The organism is Humibacillus xanthopallidus, from assembly GCF_006717145.1.
Taxonomy (GTDB): Bacteria; Actinomycetota; Actinomycetes; order Actinomycetales; family Dermatophilaceae; genus Humibacillus; species Humibacillus xanthopallidus.
This window is the reverse complement of record NZ_VFQF01000001.1, coordinates 669,472-684,103: the sequence shown is the minus strand read 5'-3', so window position 1 is coordinate 684,103 and position 14,632 is coordinate 669,472. Positions and strand designations below refer to the sequence as shown.

12 protein-coding genes are annotated in these 14,632 nt (G+C 71.9%); 9 read left to right on the top strand and 3 right to left on the bottom strand.

What is annotated here, in order from left to right:
* Positions 1 to 114 precede the first annotated feature (114 nt).
* From lpdA to FHX52_RS03055, 3 genes are read left to right on the top strand one after another with little or no spacing between them, the layout of a single operon-like run.
* A complete protein-coding gene (gene lpdA / locus FHX52_RS03065) occupies positions 115 to 1,494 on the top strand; it encodes a dihydrolipoyl dehydrogenase (RefSeq protein WP_141819810.1) in 1,380 nt (459 codons plus the stop codon).
* A 31-nt stretch (positions 1,495 to 1,525) separates the two neighbouring features.
* On the top strand, positions 1,526 to 3,340 hold the full coding sequence (sucB, locus tag FHX52_RS03060) for a 2-oxoglutarate dehydrogenase, E2 component, dihydrolipoamide succinyltransferase (protein WP_141819808.1): 1,815 nt from the start codon (positions 1,526 to 1,528) through the stop codon (positions 3,338 to 3,340).
* Positions 3,341 to 3,368: 28 nt separating this feature from the next.
* On the top strand, positions 3,369 to 4,274 hold the full coding sequence (locus FHX52_RS03055; protein WP_141819806.1) for a TIGR01777 family oxidoreductase: 906 nt from the start codon (positions 3,369 to 3,371) through the stop codon (positions 4,272 to 4,274).
* Here FHX52_RS03055 and FHX52_RS03050 read toward each other — a convergent pair.
* Both FHX52_RS03050 and FHX52_RS03045 read right to left on the bottom strand, forming a co-directional pair.
* Positions 4,255 to 6,018, bottom strand: a complete 1,764-nt coding sequence (locus tag FHX52_RS03050) for a serine/threonine-protein kinase (protein WP_141819804.1) — start codon at positions 6,016 to 6,018, stop codon at positions 4,255 to 4,257. The genes FHX52_RS03055 and FHX52_RS03050 overlap by 20 nt on opposite strands.
* A 90-nt stretch (positions 6,019 to 6,108) precedes the next feature.
* Positions 6,109 to 7,167 carry a Gfo/Idh/MocA family protein gene (locus FHX52_RS03045; RefSeq protein WP_141819802.1) on the bottom strand — a complete coding sequence of 353 codons (1,059 nt, stop codon included), beginning with the start codon at positions 7,165 to 7,167 and terminating at the stop codon, positions 6,109 to 6,111.
* 80 nt (positions 7,168 to 7,247) lie between these two features.
* Between FHX52_RS03045 and lipB the strand changes: the two genes are divergently transcribed.
* The 6 genes from lipB (at position 7,248) to FHX52_RS03015 (ending at position 13,956) form a co-directional block, all read left to right on the top strand.
* Positions 7,248 to 7,913: a lipoyl(octanoyl) transferase LipB gene (gene lipB / locus FHX52_RS03040; RefSeq protein WP_141819800.1), complete on the top strand. Its 666-nt coding sequence runs from the start codon at positions 7,248 to 7,250 to the stop codon at positions 7,911 to 7,913.
* 133 nt (positions 7,914 to 8,046) lie between these two features.
* On the top strand, positions 8,047 to 9,819 hold the full coding sequence (locus FHX52_RS03035; protein ID WP_141819798.1) for a sialidase family protein: 1,773 nt from the start codon (positions 8,047 to 8,049) through the stop codon (positions 9,817 to 9,819).
* A gap of 184 nt (positions 9,820 to 10,003) precedes the next feature.
* Positions 10,004 to 10,966 (top strand): ABC transporter ATP-binding protein, encoded by a 963-nt coding sequence (locus tag FHX52_RS03030; RefSeq protein WP_141819796.1) that lies wholly within the window; start codon positions 10,004 to 10,006, stop codon positions 10,964 to 10,966.
* On the top strand, positions 10,963 to 12,054 hold the full coding sequence (locus tag FHX52_RS03025; protein ID WP_141819794.1) for a hypothetical protein: 1,092 nt from the start codon (positions 10,963 to 10,965) through the stop codon (positions 12,052 to 12,054). Before FHX52_RS03030 ends, FHX52_RS03025 begins: the two co-directional genes overlap by 4 nt.
* Before the next feature lie 128 nt (positions 12,055 to 12,182).
* Positions 12,183 to 13,208, top strand: a complete 1,026-nt coding sequence (gene lipA, locus FHX52_RS03020) for a lipoyl synthase (RefSeq protein WP_141819792.1) — start codon at positions 12,183 to 12,185, stop codon at positions 13,206 to 13,208.
* Between the two features lie 4 nt (positions 13,209 to 13,212).
* Positions 13,213 to 13,956 (top strand): DUF4191 domain-containing protein, encoded by a 744-nt coding sequence (locus tag FHX52_RS03015; protein WP_141819789.1) that lies wholly within the window; start codon positions 13,213 to 13,215, stop codon positions 13,954 to 13,956.
* Positions 13,957 to 14,065: 109 nt separating this feature from the next.
* Here FHX52_RS03015 and FHX52_RS03010 read toward each other — a convergent pair whose 3' ends face one another.
* Positions 14,066 to 14,545 (bottom strand): RDD family protein, encoded by a 480-nt coding sequence (locus FHX52_RS03010; protein ID WP_141819786.1) that lies wholly within the window; start codon positions 14,543 to 14,545, stop codon positions 14,066 to 14,068.
* Positions 14,546 to 14,632 lie beyond the last annotated feature (87 nt).

Here is a 14,632-nt window from a genome sequence, read left to right as displayed (position 1 = left end):
GCCCGGTCGGCGCGCCCTGCTTGTGACGCGCCCCTCGATCAATGACAAGATGCTCTTGCAGTCCACCCCGAATGCCCAGCACAGCGCCACGAGCCCCACAAGGAGCATCAACTCATGTCGGCTGACGCCGCAGACGACTACGACGTCGTCATCCTCGGTGGAGGGTCAGGCGGCTACGCCTGCGCCCTGCGATCGGCAGAACTGGGCCTCTCGGTGGCCCTCGTCGAGAAGGGCAAGCTGGGCGGCACGTGCCTGCACGTCGGGTGCATCCCGACGAAGGCACTGCTGCACGCGGCCGAGGTCGCCGACGTGGCCCGCGAGGGCGAGCGCTTCGGCGTGCGGACGACGCTCGAGGGCGTCGACATGCCCGGCGTCAACGCCTACAAGGACGGCGTCGTCGGCCGGCTCCACAAAGGTCTGCAGGGCCTCGTCAAGGCCGCGGCGATCGAGTACGTCGAAGGCGCGGGTCGCCTCGACCGACCGCACACCGTCGTCGTCGGCGACCGCCGCCTCACGGGCAAGAACGTCGTCCTCGCGACCGGGAGCTACGCCAAGTCGCTGCCGGGGCTCGAGATCGGCGGCCGCATCATGACGAGCGAGCAGGCCCTATCGCTCGACCACGTCCCCGCCCGAGTCGTCGTGCTCGGTGGCGGCGTCATCGGAGTCGAGTTCGCCTCCGTCTTCAGGAGCTTCGGCTCGGGGGTCACCATCGTCGAGGCGCTGCCCCGGCTCGTCGCCGCCGAGGACGAGGCGCTGAGCAAGCAGCTGGAGCGCGCCTTCCGCAAGCGCAAGATCGCGTTCAAGACCAGCGTGCGCTTTGCCGGCGCCAGCCAGAACGGCGATGTCGTCACCGTCTCGCTCGAGTCGGGCGAGACCATCGAGGCCGACCTGCTGCTCGTCGCGGTCGGCCGCGGACCCGTCACCGACGGCCTCGGGTATGCCGAGGCCGGGGTCACCATCGACCGCGGCTTCGTTCCCACCGACGAGCGACTGCGCACCAACGTCGACGGCGTCTATGCCGTCGGCGACATCGTGCCGGGTCTCCAGCTCGCCCACCGTGGCTTCGCCCAGGGCATCTTCGTCGCCGAGCAGATCGCCGGCCTGTCGCCGGTCCCCATCGTCGAGTCGGGCATCCCGCGGGTCACCTACTGCGACCCGGAGATCGCGAGCGTCGGCCTAACGGAGGCGCAGGCTCGCGAGCAGCACGGCGAGGTCGAGACGTACGAGTACAACCTCGGCGGCAACGGCAAGTCGCAGATCCTCGGCACGCAGGGGTTCGTCAAGCTCGTGCGCGCAAAGGATGGACCCATCGTCGGCGTGCACATGATCGGCGCAAGGATGGGCGAGCAGATCGGCGAGGCTCAGCTCATCGTCAACTGGGAAGCGCACCCGGAGGACGTCGCAGGTCTCGTCCACGCGCACCCCACACAGAACGAGGCGCTCGGCGAGGCACACTTGGCCTTGGCGGGTAAGCCCCTGCACGCACACGCTTGAGCCAGTAACTCGGAAGAGGAGAGAACACGTCATGTCAGAACGCGTGACCATGCCGGCCCTGGGTGAGTCAGTCACCGAGGGGACCGTCACCCGCTGGCTGAAGAACGTCGGTGACAAGGTCGAGGTCGACGAGCCCCTGCTCGAGGTCTCGACCGACAAGGTCGACACCGAGATCCCCTCTCCCGTTGCTGGGACCCTGCAGGAGATCCTCGCGCAGGAGGACGACACCGTGCCCGTGGGCGCCGACCTCGCCGTCATCGGCGACGGCGACGCGCCCGCCCCGCAGCAGTCCGCCCCGGAGCCCGCGCAGGAGCAGGCGGCCGCACCGGCACCCGAGGCCCCGAGCACCGAGCAGGAGCCCCAGCCCGCCACGAGCGAGCCGGAGGCCGAGCAGGCCGCAGCACCGCAGGCCGCCGCCACGGGCAGCGAGGGTGGCGGTGGCCAGACGGTGACGATGCCCGCGCTCGGCGAGTCGGTCACCGAGGGCACCGTGACCCGCTGGCTCAAGGCCGAGGGCGACGACGTCGCAGTCGACGAGCCGCTCCTCGAGGTCTCGACCGACAAGGTCGACACGGAGATCCCCTCTCCCGTCGCCGGCAAGCTGACCAAAATCCTCGTGCAGGAGGACGACACCGTGCCCGTCGGTGCCGACCTCGCCGTCATCGGCGGAAGCGCGGGCAGCGCTCCCGCGGCGCAGGCCCAGGCCGAGCAGGCCGCGCCCGCAGAGCAGCCCAAGGCAGAGGAGCCCAAGGCAGAGGAGCCCAAGGCCGAGGAGCCGGCCGGCGCCCCCGCAGACGCGCCGCGCCCGCCGGCCCAGCAGTCGCCGGAGGCCGCCGCGCCCGCCGCGCCCGCCGAGTCCGCGCCGGCTGCCCAGCCGGCCCAGGCGCCAGCCGCACCCGAGCAGCGCGACGACGCCGCCGCATACGTCACTCCGCTCGTGCGCAAGCTCGCCACCCAGCACGGCGTCGACCTCGGCGCCATCACCGGTACCGGCGTCGGTGGTCGCATCCGCAAGCAGGACGTCCTCGACGCCGCCGAGGCGGCCAAGGCGCCTGCACCCGAGCCCGCTGCCCCGGCCGCGGCGCCCAGCGCCCCCGCGGCATCGGCACCGGCGGCCGCCGCGCCCACGGCGGTCTCGCCCAAGCGCGGCACGCGCGAGAAGATGACCCGCCTGCGCAAGGTGATCGCCACGCGCATGGTCGAGTCGCTGCAGGTCTCGGCGCAGCTCACCACCGTCGTCGAGGTCGACCTGACGAAGGTCGCCCGCCTGCGTGCGAAGGTCAAGAGCGACTTCGAGGCCCGCGAGGGCACGAAGCTGAGCTTCCTGCCCTTCCTCGCCCTCGCCGCCACCGAGGCGCTCAAGGCGCACCCGATGGTCAACGCGAGCGTCGAGGGTGACGAGATCGTCTACCACGGCACCGAGAACCTCGCGATCGCCGTCGACACGGAGAAGGGCCTGCTCGTCCCGGTCGTCAAGAACGCCGGCGACCTCAACATCGCCGGTCTCGCCCGTGCCATCGCCGACCTCGCAGACCGCACGCGCAACAACAAGATCGCTCCCGACGACCTCGCCGGTGGCACGTTCACCATCACCAACACCGGCAGCCGCGGCGCGCTCTTCGACACGCCGATCATCAACCAGCCGCAGGTCGCCATCCTCGGCACCGGCGCGATCGTCAAGCGGCCCGTCGTCGTCACCGACGCCGACGGCGGCGAGACCATCGCGATCCGTTCGATGATGTACCTCGCGTTGTCCTACGACCACCGGATCGTCGACGGGGCCGACGCGGCTCGCTTCCTCGGCACGATGAAGGCCCGCCTCGAGGAGGGACGCTTCGAGGCATGATCGCCGCACCCCACGTAGGGTGAGATGCATGGGCAAGCGCGTCGCCGTCACCGGCTCCTCCGGACTGATCGGCGGCGCGCTTCGCCGTCACCTCAGCGATCGCGGAGACACGGTGCTGCGCATCGTGCGCCGCGACCCGCAGGGGCCCGACGAGATCCGCTGGGACCCTGCACGCCGCGAGCTCGACGCGGCTGCCCTCGAGGGTGTGGACGCGGTCGTCAACCTCGCGGGGGTCGGCATCGGTGACAAGCGCTGGAACCCGGAGCACAAGCGCGAGGTGGAGCGCAGCCGCACCGACGCGACCGGAACCGTGGCGCAGGCCCTCGTGCAGGTGGCCGAGCAGGCCGGTCGGCAGATCCGTCTCGTCAACGCCTCCGCCGTCGGCTTCTACGGTGACCGCGGTGACGAGGTGCTCACCGAGGAGAGCGCGCCGGGCCGGGACTTCCTCGCCGGTGTCGTCACCCGGTGGGAGGAGGCGACGCAGCCCGCGATCGACGCCGGGCTGTCCGTCGCGTGGGCCCGCACCGGGCTCGTCATGTCGCCCGACGGCGGCGCGTTCTCACCGCTGCTCCTGCTCGGCAAGCTCGGGCTGGGCGGCCCGATGGGCACGGGCCGCGAGTGGTGGCCGTGGATCACGATCGTCGATGAAGTCGCTGCCCTCACGCACCTCATAGACCACGACGAGATCGTCGGCCCGGTCAACCTCGTCGCTCCGATGCCGGCGCGCCAGAAGGACATCGCGCGCGAGCTCGGCCGGGCGCTGCACCGGCCGGCCTTCGTGCCGGCACCGCGCTTTGCCCTGCGCATCGTCATCGGCGAGTTCGCGGACTCCATCATCGCCAGCCAGCGCCTCGAGCCGCAGGTCCTGACCTCGGCCGGCTTCGCCTTCGAGCACGCCGACCTCACGAGTGCCGTCAGCTGGCTGGTGCGCTGACCGCAGCGATCCGCCACCCCGCGGAGCCGCGCACGAGGGTGAGGTCGAGCACCTCCCCCGTCGCCGCCGGCCGCTCGACCCGCTGGCCTTGGCTGACGACGGTGTATGCCGTCCAGTCCACCCGCGCTCGCACCACCGCCCTGGTGCCCTCGGACGACACCAAGGTGGCCTGCGCAACCTCGAGCGACAGACCCTCCCACCGTGCGCCGTCGGCACGAAGGCGAGAGATGACGGCCGCGTCGGCGGTGTGCGCCGGTGATGACGGCGCGTCGACCCGGCCGAGACGGCTTGGGTCGCGCGTGACCAGCGCCTCCGCCCGGCGGTCACTGAGTGCCTGGACCAGGTCTTGCGGGGATGTCTGCGGAGCATCGACCCGGCGCAGCAGCGCTTCGAGACCTGCTGTCGCAGATGAGGTCGCGGGCGGAGTCGTGGCTGCCGTCGCGGGGGCCGATGCGGTAGGCCTCGCGGTTGACGTCGTGGAGGCGAGGGTGGGAGCGGTCGGTGCGGGAGCCACCGGGCTCACGACCACCGAAGGCCCCGACGAGACCTCGGACCCTCCCGGTCGGGAGGTCTCGCTGGCCGCTGCCCTCGATCGCGCCGACACCATCCCCACCGCGAGCGCCACGGCGACCACCCCGGCCAGGACCGCGAACCCGACAGCCGCCCTCGTGGAGCGCCAGGTGCGACCGGGGCGCCCGGTGACCCCAGCGCGCCCACTGAACCCAGTGCCCCCGCCGACCCCAGTGCCCCCAGCGCCGCCGGCGACCCCAGCGCGCCCCGGGCGATCGCGGCGCCACCACCGGTCCCGGGACGACGACCGACGTGGCCACCATCCACGGGCGCTCGACATCCGCCACCACGGCGGGGCCGCCTCGGGCGCAGCGGCGGCGGCCTCGTCGCGCGCCTCGGCGCGGATCCGGTGCGTGAGCGCGGAGGCCTCGTCGGCGCCCACGACGACCTCGACCGCCTCGGCCGGGACTGTCTCGTAGAAGAGCCGCGCGACCTCGGGCGAGGAGGGCCGCCGAGCGGGATCGGGGTCGATGCACGCGCCGATGACCTCGGCGAGCTGGGCGCCGACATGGCTGCGGATGACCTCCGGGTCGAGGCGCAGCATGGTGTCGGGAGCGCCGTTGCCGGTGAGGCAGAACCACGCGAGCGCACCGAGCGAGAAGACGTCGCTGGCCTCGGTCGGGGCGAACCCCTGCCGCACCTCGGGTGCGATGAAGCCCTCGGTGCCGTGGACCGGCAGGTCCGGCGAGGCCCCGGCGAGCCGGGCCGCGCCGAGGTCGAGCAGGAGCGGCTTGCCCCCGGCGGTGAGCATGACGTTGGACGGGGAGATGTCTCCATGCAGCCCGCCGGCACCGTGCAGTGCCTCGACGGCCTCGCACATCGGCGTGACGACCGTGACGGCCTCGCCCGGCCGGAGCCGTCCTCTCGCGTCCACCGTGCTGCGCACGGAGGCCCCGATCACGAGGTCGAAGACGAGGGCCACGCGACCGTCAGCCATGGCCACGACGTCGCGGAGGGTGACGAGGTGGTCGTGGCGCACCGCCATGAGCACGTGGGCCTCGGTGCGGGTCGCCTCCTCGTCTGCCAGCCAGCCCGCGTCGTGCGGCACCTTGATCGCCACGGCCCGACCCATCGCGTCGCGGCCCTGCCACACCGTGCCGGAGGCACCACGGCCGAGCACGGACTCGACGCGGTGCCCGGGCACCTCGGGACGGGCAGGGTTCCTGTCGCTCACCCGTTCATCGTCACAGGGCGGCCGGCTCCGTCGCTGGCGTCATCCACAGGCCCGAGGGTCAGCCCCCGACGACGGCCGCGAGTCGCCGGGTCAGCGCGGCGTGACGACCTCGACGATGCGCCCCTCGCCGGCACTGACCCGGGCGGCGTCGATGACGGCGAGCACGTGCACCGCGTCGCGGGGGTCGACCGGCATCGCCGACCGGGGGTCCTCCGACGCCAGCGCCGCAGCCACCGCACGGTAGAAGTCGGCCTCGTCGGCGTCGGTCACGACCGGGCCCGGCTCCCTCTCGTCGCCGCGCACGATCCAGCCGACGGCATCGCCCTCGTTGGCGAACTCCATGAAGGCGCTGACGTCGTCGAACTGCTTGCCGATGACGTAGGCACCCTCCGAGCCGTTGACCCGAGCCCGCGGCCCCGGCGCGCCGTTGACCGAGCTCGACCACACGTGGCTGACGACGCCGGACTCGTGCCGCAGCGCGACGAAGGTGTCGTCCTCGGCGACGGTGGTGCGCGCGTCGATCTCCGCATAGACGGAGAGCACGGGACCGTGGAGGATGACCGCCTGGTCGACGAGGTGCGTGTGCAGGTCGAGGAGCAGGCCGCCCCCTTCCAGAGCCGTGACCTTCTCGCGCCACCGCTGTTTGGGCACGGGTCGCCAACGATCCCAACGGTATTCGGCTCGCCAGATCTCACCGACGAGACCTTCGTCGCGCACCCGGAGCAGCGCCGGCAGCTCGGGGTCGAAGCGCCGGTTGTTGAAGACGGTCAGCGGCACGCCCGCCCGCTCCGCGAGCTGCACGACCTCGAGCGCGAGCCGGGCATCGGTCGCCAGAGGCTTGTCGACGACGAGCGGCAGCCCCGCACGGATGACGGTCTCGGCCTGCTCCCGGTGCACCCCGCTGGGCGACGCGAGCACGACGACGTCGACGCCTCCGCCCGCGAGCAGCGCCTCCAGGTCGCCGACGACTCGCGCCTCCGGGTGGTCCTCGTGCACCTGTGCCACGCGCTCCGGGTTGCCCGTGACGACGACGGCCACCTCGAGCCCGGCGCTCGCGATGAGGCGCGCATGGATGCCGCGCCCGGCGGAGCCGTAGCCCACGAGGCCGACGCGGACGGGTGGGCGGGACTGAGAGGTCGCGGACGGCATACCGCCTTCCTAGGGGGCGTATGCCGTCCAGCGCAACCCGGCCGACCGTCGGCTCACGCATCACGCCGTAGGCTGGCGCCATGCGCTTCGTGCACCTCGGCCTCGACCCCGACTTCGTCGACTACGAGCAGGCCTGGCAGATCCAGCGCGACATGCACGCCAAGGTCGTGGGCGGCGAGGAGCCCGACACCGTGTTCCTGCTCGAGCACTCCCCCGTCTACACGGCCGGCAAGCGCACCGAGCCGCAGGAGCGACCCACCGACGGCACGCCCGTCGTCGACGTGGACCGCGGCGGCAAGATCACCTGGCACGGGCCGGGCCAGATCACCGGCTACCCGATCGTGCGGCTGCCCGCGCCGATCGACGTCGTCGGCTACGTGCGCCACCTCGAGGAGATGATGATCCGCGTGTGCGCCGACTTCGGTGTCGACGCCGGTCGCGTCCACGGCGAGAGCGGCACGTGGATCGCGCAGGACGACCGCGGCCCGCGGCGCAAGATCGGTGCCATCGGCATCCGCGTCAGCCGGCAGGTCGCCATGCACGGCTTCGCCTTCAACTGCAACCCCGACCTGTCCTGGGGTGAGGTCATCATCCCGTGCGGCATCGTCGGCGCCGGCGTCACCTCGCTCTCCTTCGAGCTCGGCCGCGACGTGCCGGTGACCGAGGTGCTCCCCCACGTCGAGAAGCACCTCGCCGACATCCTGCCGACGCTCCAGCCCAACCGCCGGGTCCTCGAGCAGGCGTAGCCCCGCCGCCGCGCCGGAGGGGGCGACCGGTTCGTTGACCGGTCTCCTGAGGCGGGTCTACCGTCGAGATGCGTCGCCGCCTGCTGCGCCACACCCGTGGTCGGCCGGTCTCTTCTTTCCCCAGGAGGCGACGGTGCGCAAGTTCGTGGTTCCACTCGCGGTGGCGGCAAGCGTCGCGGCCGCAGGGATGTTGACCGGGGGCGCGGCCTCGGCCGTGACTCCCACCTACGACATCACCACCCTGGCGGGCAAGGTGGCGTCGCTGAACGGCACGGCCGGGCTGCAGATCCGGTTCTCCTCCTACGTCGAGGAGGAGGCCGTCGACGGCCCCTACACCGGCCCGGCAACCCCAGCCATCACGCCGGGCTTCGTGCTCTCGAGCCCGCTCGACGGCACGTCCGTGCAGGGCCCGGCCGTGACCGTCAACCGCGACACGGCAGCGGCGCCCCAGAACGAGACGGCGATCGCCGTCGACCCCAACAACCCGCAGCGGGTCGTGGCGGGCGCCAACGACTACGTGGCGCGCACGTGGTCGTGCACGATCTCCGGCACACCGTGCAGCGCCCTCGGTGACGCCTACTCCGGCACCTACTACTCCAACGACGGCGGCTCGACGTGGCAGGCCTCATCCTCCAGCCCGTCGGACATCGGCACGCTCATCCCGGGCGTCACCCGCCTGACCGGCGGCCGGTACGACGCCGGCGGAGACCCGGCCCTCACCTTCGACAGCCGGGGGGCGGCCTACTTCGCCGGCCTCGGCTTCGACCGCGACGCGCCGCCGAACACCGTGACCGTCAACCGAGGCACCTTCAGCGGAGCCGGCGCCCTCACGTGGGGCGCCCCGACCTTCATCAACCCGACGACCTCCCCCGCGATCTTCAACGACAAGGAGTGGATCGCCGCCGACTCCCACGCGAGCAGCCCCTACCGCGACCGCGTGTACGTGACGTGGACGCGCTACATCTTCAACGCGCACAACGGCGCCTTCGTCCAGTCGCCGATCTTCTTCGCCTCCTCGAGCGACCACGGGCACACGTTCACCACGCCGACGTCGATCTCGGGCAACGTCCTCTACGACCAGGGCTCGCGGCCCGTCGTCGGTCCGGACGGCTCCCTCTACGTCTTCTTCGAGGGCTCCACCCGGCTCGCCACGCACAGCTCGACCTACGTCGTGAAGTCGACCGACGGCGGGGCGAGCTGGGGCAAGCCCGTCGCGATCGCGCAGCTCACCGACAGCGACTCGCTCAAGGACACCGTCTTCCGCGTCAACAGCTTCCCGGCCGCGGCCGTCGCTCCCGACGGGAGCCTCTACGCGACGTGGACGACAGCGAGCAGCGGCGCCTCGACGGCGGTCTACAGCACGTCGACCGACGGCGGGGCCACGTGGTCGGCCCCCAGCGCCGTCTTCGCGCCGGGCGACCGGGTCGCCGTCGGCTACCCCGTCAGCCAGCCCGGTGGTGGTGCGCTCAACGCGCCGTCCCCGTCTCCGATCGAGGACATCTTCCCTGCGGTCGGCGTGGGCCCTGACGGCCACGTCTACCTCGGCGCCTACCGCGGCGACGTCGTGTCGCCGTGGCAGACGTGCGCGAGCGCACAGGCGCCGCCCGTCGGGCGCATCAGCTGCGACACGCTCGGTCCCTACGTGCACAACACCCGGCTCGACTACGTCGTCACCGACCTCACCCACACCCGGGTCATGAGCACCCACCCGATCAACACGCGCTACGGCTTCGGGGGCGCCTTCTTCGGCGACTACACCGACCTCACCGTGGGCTCTGACAAGCAGGCTCACGCCCTCTGGACCGACAGCAACAACGTCCAGGACGTCGTGTGGTTCTACGGCACGGAGTTCGTCCCGACATCGATCCACCAGCAGGACGTCGTGATCCGCTCAGGCCAGCTCTGACCGGACCGCACGACCACCATCACGTATGCCGCCCGGCCCGGCCGGGCGGCATACGTGCGTCTCGGGATGGCTGGGAGAGTGCCCCCTCGGTCTCGTACGCCGCGACACGGGGCGCGGACCCCCCGGCTGTCCGCGCCGACCCCTAGGGTGTCGCTCACAGATACCGGGGACGACAGGGGGGTTCATGGACGTCGCCGTCCGCACCGTCAACCTTCGCAAGACCTATCTTAGCCGCGGCTCGCGGCGCGTCGCCGTCAGCGGCCTGACGATGAGCGTGCCCCGCGGCGGGGTGCACGGCTTCCTCGGGCCCAACGGCTCGGGCAAGACGACGACGATCCGCATGCTGCTCGGGCTCATCCGCGCCGACTCCGGCACGGCCGAGGTCTTCGGCGAGGAGGTGCCGCAGCGGCTGCCGCACGTCATCGACCGCGTCGGGGCCATCGTCGAGTCCCCCAAGTTCTTCCCGACCTTCACCGCCAGGCAGAACCTCACGCTCCTCGCGGGCGCCATCGGCAGCCCTCGGGCACGCGTCGACGAGGTGCTCGAGGCCACCCACCTGCGTGACCGCGGGCGCGACCGGTATGCCGGCTTCTCCCTCGGCATGAAGCAGCGCCTCGCGATCGCGGCGACCCTCCTCAAGGACCCCGACCTGCTCATCTTCGACGAGCCCACCAACGGGCTCGACCCGGCCGGCATCCGCGAGGTGCGCGACACGATGAGATCGCTTGGCGCACAAGGCAAGACCGTCCTCGTCAGCTCGCACATCCTCGCCGAGGTCGAGCAGGTCGCCGACACCGTCTCGATCATCGGGCACGGGTCGCTGCTCGCGGAGGGCTACGTGCGCGACATCCTCGGTGGCTCCGGTGTCTCCCAGGTGCGCGTCGGCGTGGCCTCCCCCGACCGGGCGCAGCAGCTGCTCGAGACCGCGGGGTTCAGCCTCACGCGCGACGGGCAGCACCTGCTCGTCGCCGCCGACGACCCGTCTGCAGTCACCCGGGCGCTCGCCGGCCACGGCCTCTATGTCGCCGAGCTCGTGCCGGTGCGTCCCGACCTCGAGTCGGCGTTCCTCGCGCTCACGGCCGACGAGGGGCTCGGCAGCGAGTCCGACCGGTTGGCCGGCGGTCGTGCGGTCGGAGGCGTGTCGTGAGTGGCACGCTCCTCACTCCTGACTCACGCCCCCGCGCCGGGGTGAGACCCACCGGCACGTCCTTCGTCGGCCTCGTCGGCGTCGAGCTGCGGCGCCTGTGGTGGCGTCGGATGGCCAAGGTCGTGCTCGTCGCCGTCGTCGCCTTCGTCGGGGTCTCGGCCTATGCCGCCTACCAGCAGACCCGACCCGAGGCGCTCGCCGAGCGTATCGACGACTACTCCTCGATCGTCGCCGAGACGACGCGACAGAACGCCTCGATCCCAGCCGACGAGAAGGCCGCCCAGATCGAGGCCTGCCAGCGCGACCAGGCTGCCAGCGGCGCAGACGCCTCCGGCGGCGGGCCCGGCGACTTCCGGTGCGAGCAGATGTTCGACCCCCCGTCTCCTGCGGCGTTCGGCATCGTGGCCGCCGAGCGCACCGCCATCACCTCGTCGATCGTCGAGAGCGGCGTCTGGATCTTCGGCTTCCTCGCGTTCATCCTCGGTGCGAGCTTCGTCGCCGCCGAGTTCGCAGCCGGCTCGATGGGCAACTGGCTGACGTTCGAGCCCCGGCGTCTGCGGGTCGGCACCTCCAAGCTCGTGGCCGCAGGCATCGGCGGTCTCGCGGTCGGGGCGCTCGGCGTCGGCCTCGCTGCGCTCGGAGCCACCCTCGTGACGACCGTCAACCGGCCGGGTGCCGACCTCCCGATCGCGGAGGCTCCGATCGTGCCCGGAGACACCGCGGGCCAGTCCTTGCTGCGGGTCGTGGTGATCGTCGCGCTCGGCGGCCTGGGTGGTGCGGTCATCGGTCTGCTCCTGCGCTCGACGGCCGGCGTCATCGGGCTCGTCGTCGGCTGGCTCGTCCTCGTCGAGGGCTTCATCGCCAACGCGTTCGCCGAGGGCCGGCTCCAGCCGTGGTTCCTGCGCACCAACATCCAGGGGTTCGTGAGCGACGGAACCACCTACTTCGCGACCCGGTGCGGCGCCGACGGGTGCCAGTCCGTGTCGATGCCGCACTCCTACACCGCCTCGTGGACCTACCTGATCGTCGTCACCGTGCTGGGGGTCGCCGCGGCCCTCGCCACCTTCCGCGCCCGCGACGTGACCTGACCGCATGAGCCGGCCGGACGGCATACCCCGGTTGTCGCGGTGGCGTGGTGGCGTGACGGCGCCGTCAAGGGTTGTCGCCGCGGGGGCGTAACCTGTCCGGAGCAGCAAATCCCGACCAAGGAGCCCCCGTGTCTGTCGTTCCCGACGGCCGTCGTCTGCTGCGCGTCGAGGCGCGCAACGCCGAGACCCCCATCGAGCGCAAGCCGTCGTGGATCCGCACGACCGCCAAGATGGGGCCGGAGTTCACCGCCCTGCACTCGATGGTCAAGAGCGAGGGCCTGCACACGGTGTGCCAGGAGGCCGGCTGCCCCAACATCTTCGAGTGCTGGGAGGACCGCGAGGCCACCTTCCTCATCGGCGGTGACGTCTGCACCCGGCGCTGCGACTTCTGCGACATCGCGACGGGGCGACCGACCACCCTCGATCTCGACGAGCCGCGCCGCGTGGCCGAGTCGGTGCGCCAGATGGGCCTGCGTTACTCGACCGTGACGGGCGTCGCGCGTGACGACCAGCCCGACGGCGCCGCCGGCCTCTACGCCGAGACGATCCGCCAGATCCACCTGCTCAACCCCACCACCGGCGTCGAGATCCTGCCGCCCGACTTCGGCGCGAAGCCCGAGCTCGTCAGCCAGGTCTTCGACGCGCGACCCGAGGTCTTCGCCCACAACCTCGAGACGGTGCCGCGCATCTTCAAGCGGATCCGCCCGGCCTTCACCTACGAGAAGTCGCTCCAGGTGCTGACGATGGCTCGCGAGGCCGAGCTCGTCACGAAGTCCAACCTCATCCTCGGCATGGGCGAGACCGACACCGAGATCGAGGAGGCGATCCGCGACCTGCACGAGGCCGGGTGCGACATCCTCACGATCACGCAGTACCTCCGCCCCTCGAAGCTGCACCACCCGATCGACCGGTGGGTCAAGCCCGAGGAGTTCGTGCACTGGTCCGACGTCGCCGAGGAGATGGGCTTCAAGGGCGTCATGGCCGGCCCGCTCGTGCGCTCGTCCTACCGGGCCGGGCGGCTCTGGGCCACCGCGATGGGCAAGTGGGGCCGCCCGATCCCCGAGCACCTGTCGCACCTCGCCGAGGCCGCTGCCGCGCCCGCCCGCCAGGAGGCGGCGTCATTGGTGGCCCGCGCCGCCGGCGCCGTATCCTGACCCCATGCCACGCAACCCCTTCGCACGCAACAAGGGCGGCGACAGCGCGCCCGCCGAGAAGAAGCAGGGACGCCTGTCCCAGATCATCGATGTCTACCGCGTCTCCAAGGAGTCCGACCCGGTCATCGGGTGGTGGATGCTGCTGGCCTTCCTCGGCACCTTCGCCCTGCTGCTCGTCGTCGGGATCCTGCTCAAGCTGCCGTGGATCTTCGGCATCTTCGGTGTCCTCTTCGGCATCCTCGCGGCCACCATCGTCATGAGCCGCCGCGCCGAGCGGGCCGCCTATGCCCGCATCGACGGTCAGGCCGGCGCCGTCGGCGCCGCGCTCACGTCGATCCGCCGCGGGTGGTACACCGAGCGCGAGCCGGTCGCTGCCGACGTCGCCCGTCCCGGCGACATCCGGTCGGCCGCGATGGTCTACCGCGCGCTCGGGCGTCCGGGTGTCGTCCTCGTCGGCGAGGGCCCCTCGGGCCGCGTGCAGAAGCTGCTCGCCGCCGAGAAGAAGCGCGTCGAGCGCGTCGCTCCGGGCGTGCCGGTCACGACGATCCGCGTCGGCAACGGCGAGGGCGAGGTGCCCCTGCCCAAGCTCGCGAGCAAGGTGCAGCGCCTCAAGGCGACCATCACCAAGGACGAGATGTCCCTCGTGAACAAGCGCCTCAAGTCCCTCGGCGGCATCCGCGCTCCCCTGCCGCCGGGCGTCGACCCGATGAAGGCCCGCATGGACCGGAAGGCACTGCGCGGCAAGTGAGTGCGGGCGCCGGCCACGGCGCACCTCGGCCAGTCGACAGAGCAGCTCGCCCGGATCGGGCGGGCTGCTCTGTCGATGTGGGCGTCGGGCGGGCTGCTCTGTCGAGGAGTCAGCGGGTGCGGATGACGACGGTGTTGGGCACCTTGTCGTGCAGGCCACGTCCGTCTCGGTCCCAGATGATGGCGGGCACGAAGAGGCACAGGAGGATCGTCCGGACCAGCGCCTGGACGAAGGTGGCCCGGCCGCCCATCACGGCCTGCACGCGCAGCCCCATGATGCGGTGACCGAACGACGTGCCCACGGTGCCGACGAGCAGGACGTGCATGACGCCGAGCACCCCGAGCACGATGAACCCCTGACCGCCTGTGGCGGGCGGGTCGGCGAAGGGCAGCGGCACCCCGAAGAGGCCACGCGCGATGACGACCGCGATGGCCCAGTCGATGAGGATGCCGACGAGGCGCGCCCCGAACGGCGCGATCGAGCCCGGACCGCTCTGCGGCAGCCCGAGGCGCTGACCTCGCCACTGCCCGTCGGCCGTGCGCTCGCCGGGCCCACTGAGCCACGACCCGAAATCTCTGCGGTCCACCACGGCACCAGCCTAACGAGACGAGCCCCGCGCGCTTGACCAGCCCCTGTCCATCCGTAACACCGCCGAAACATCCGAGTCATGGCCGAG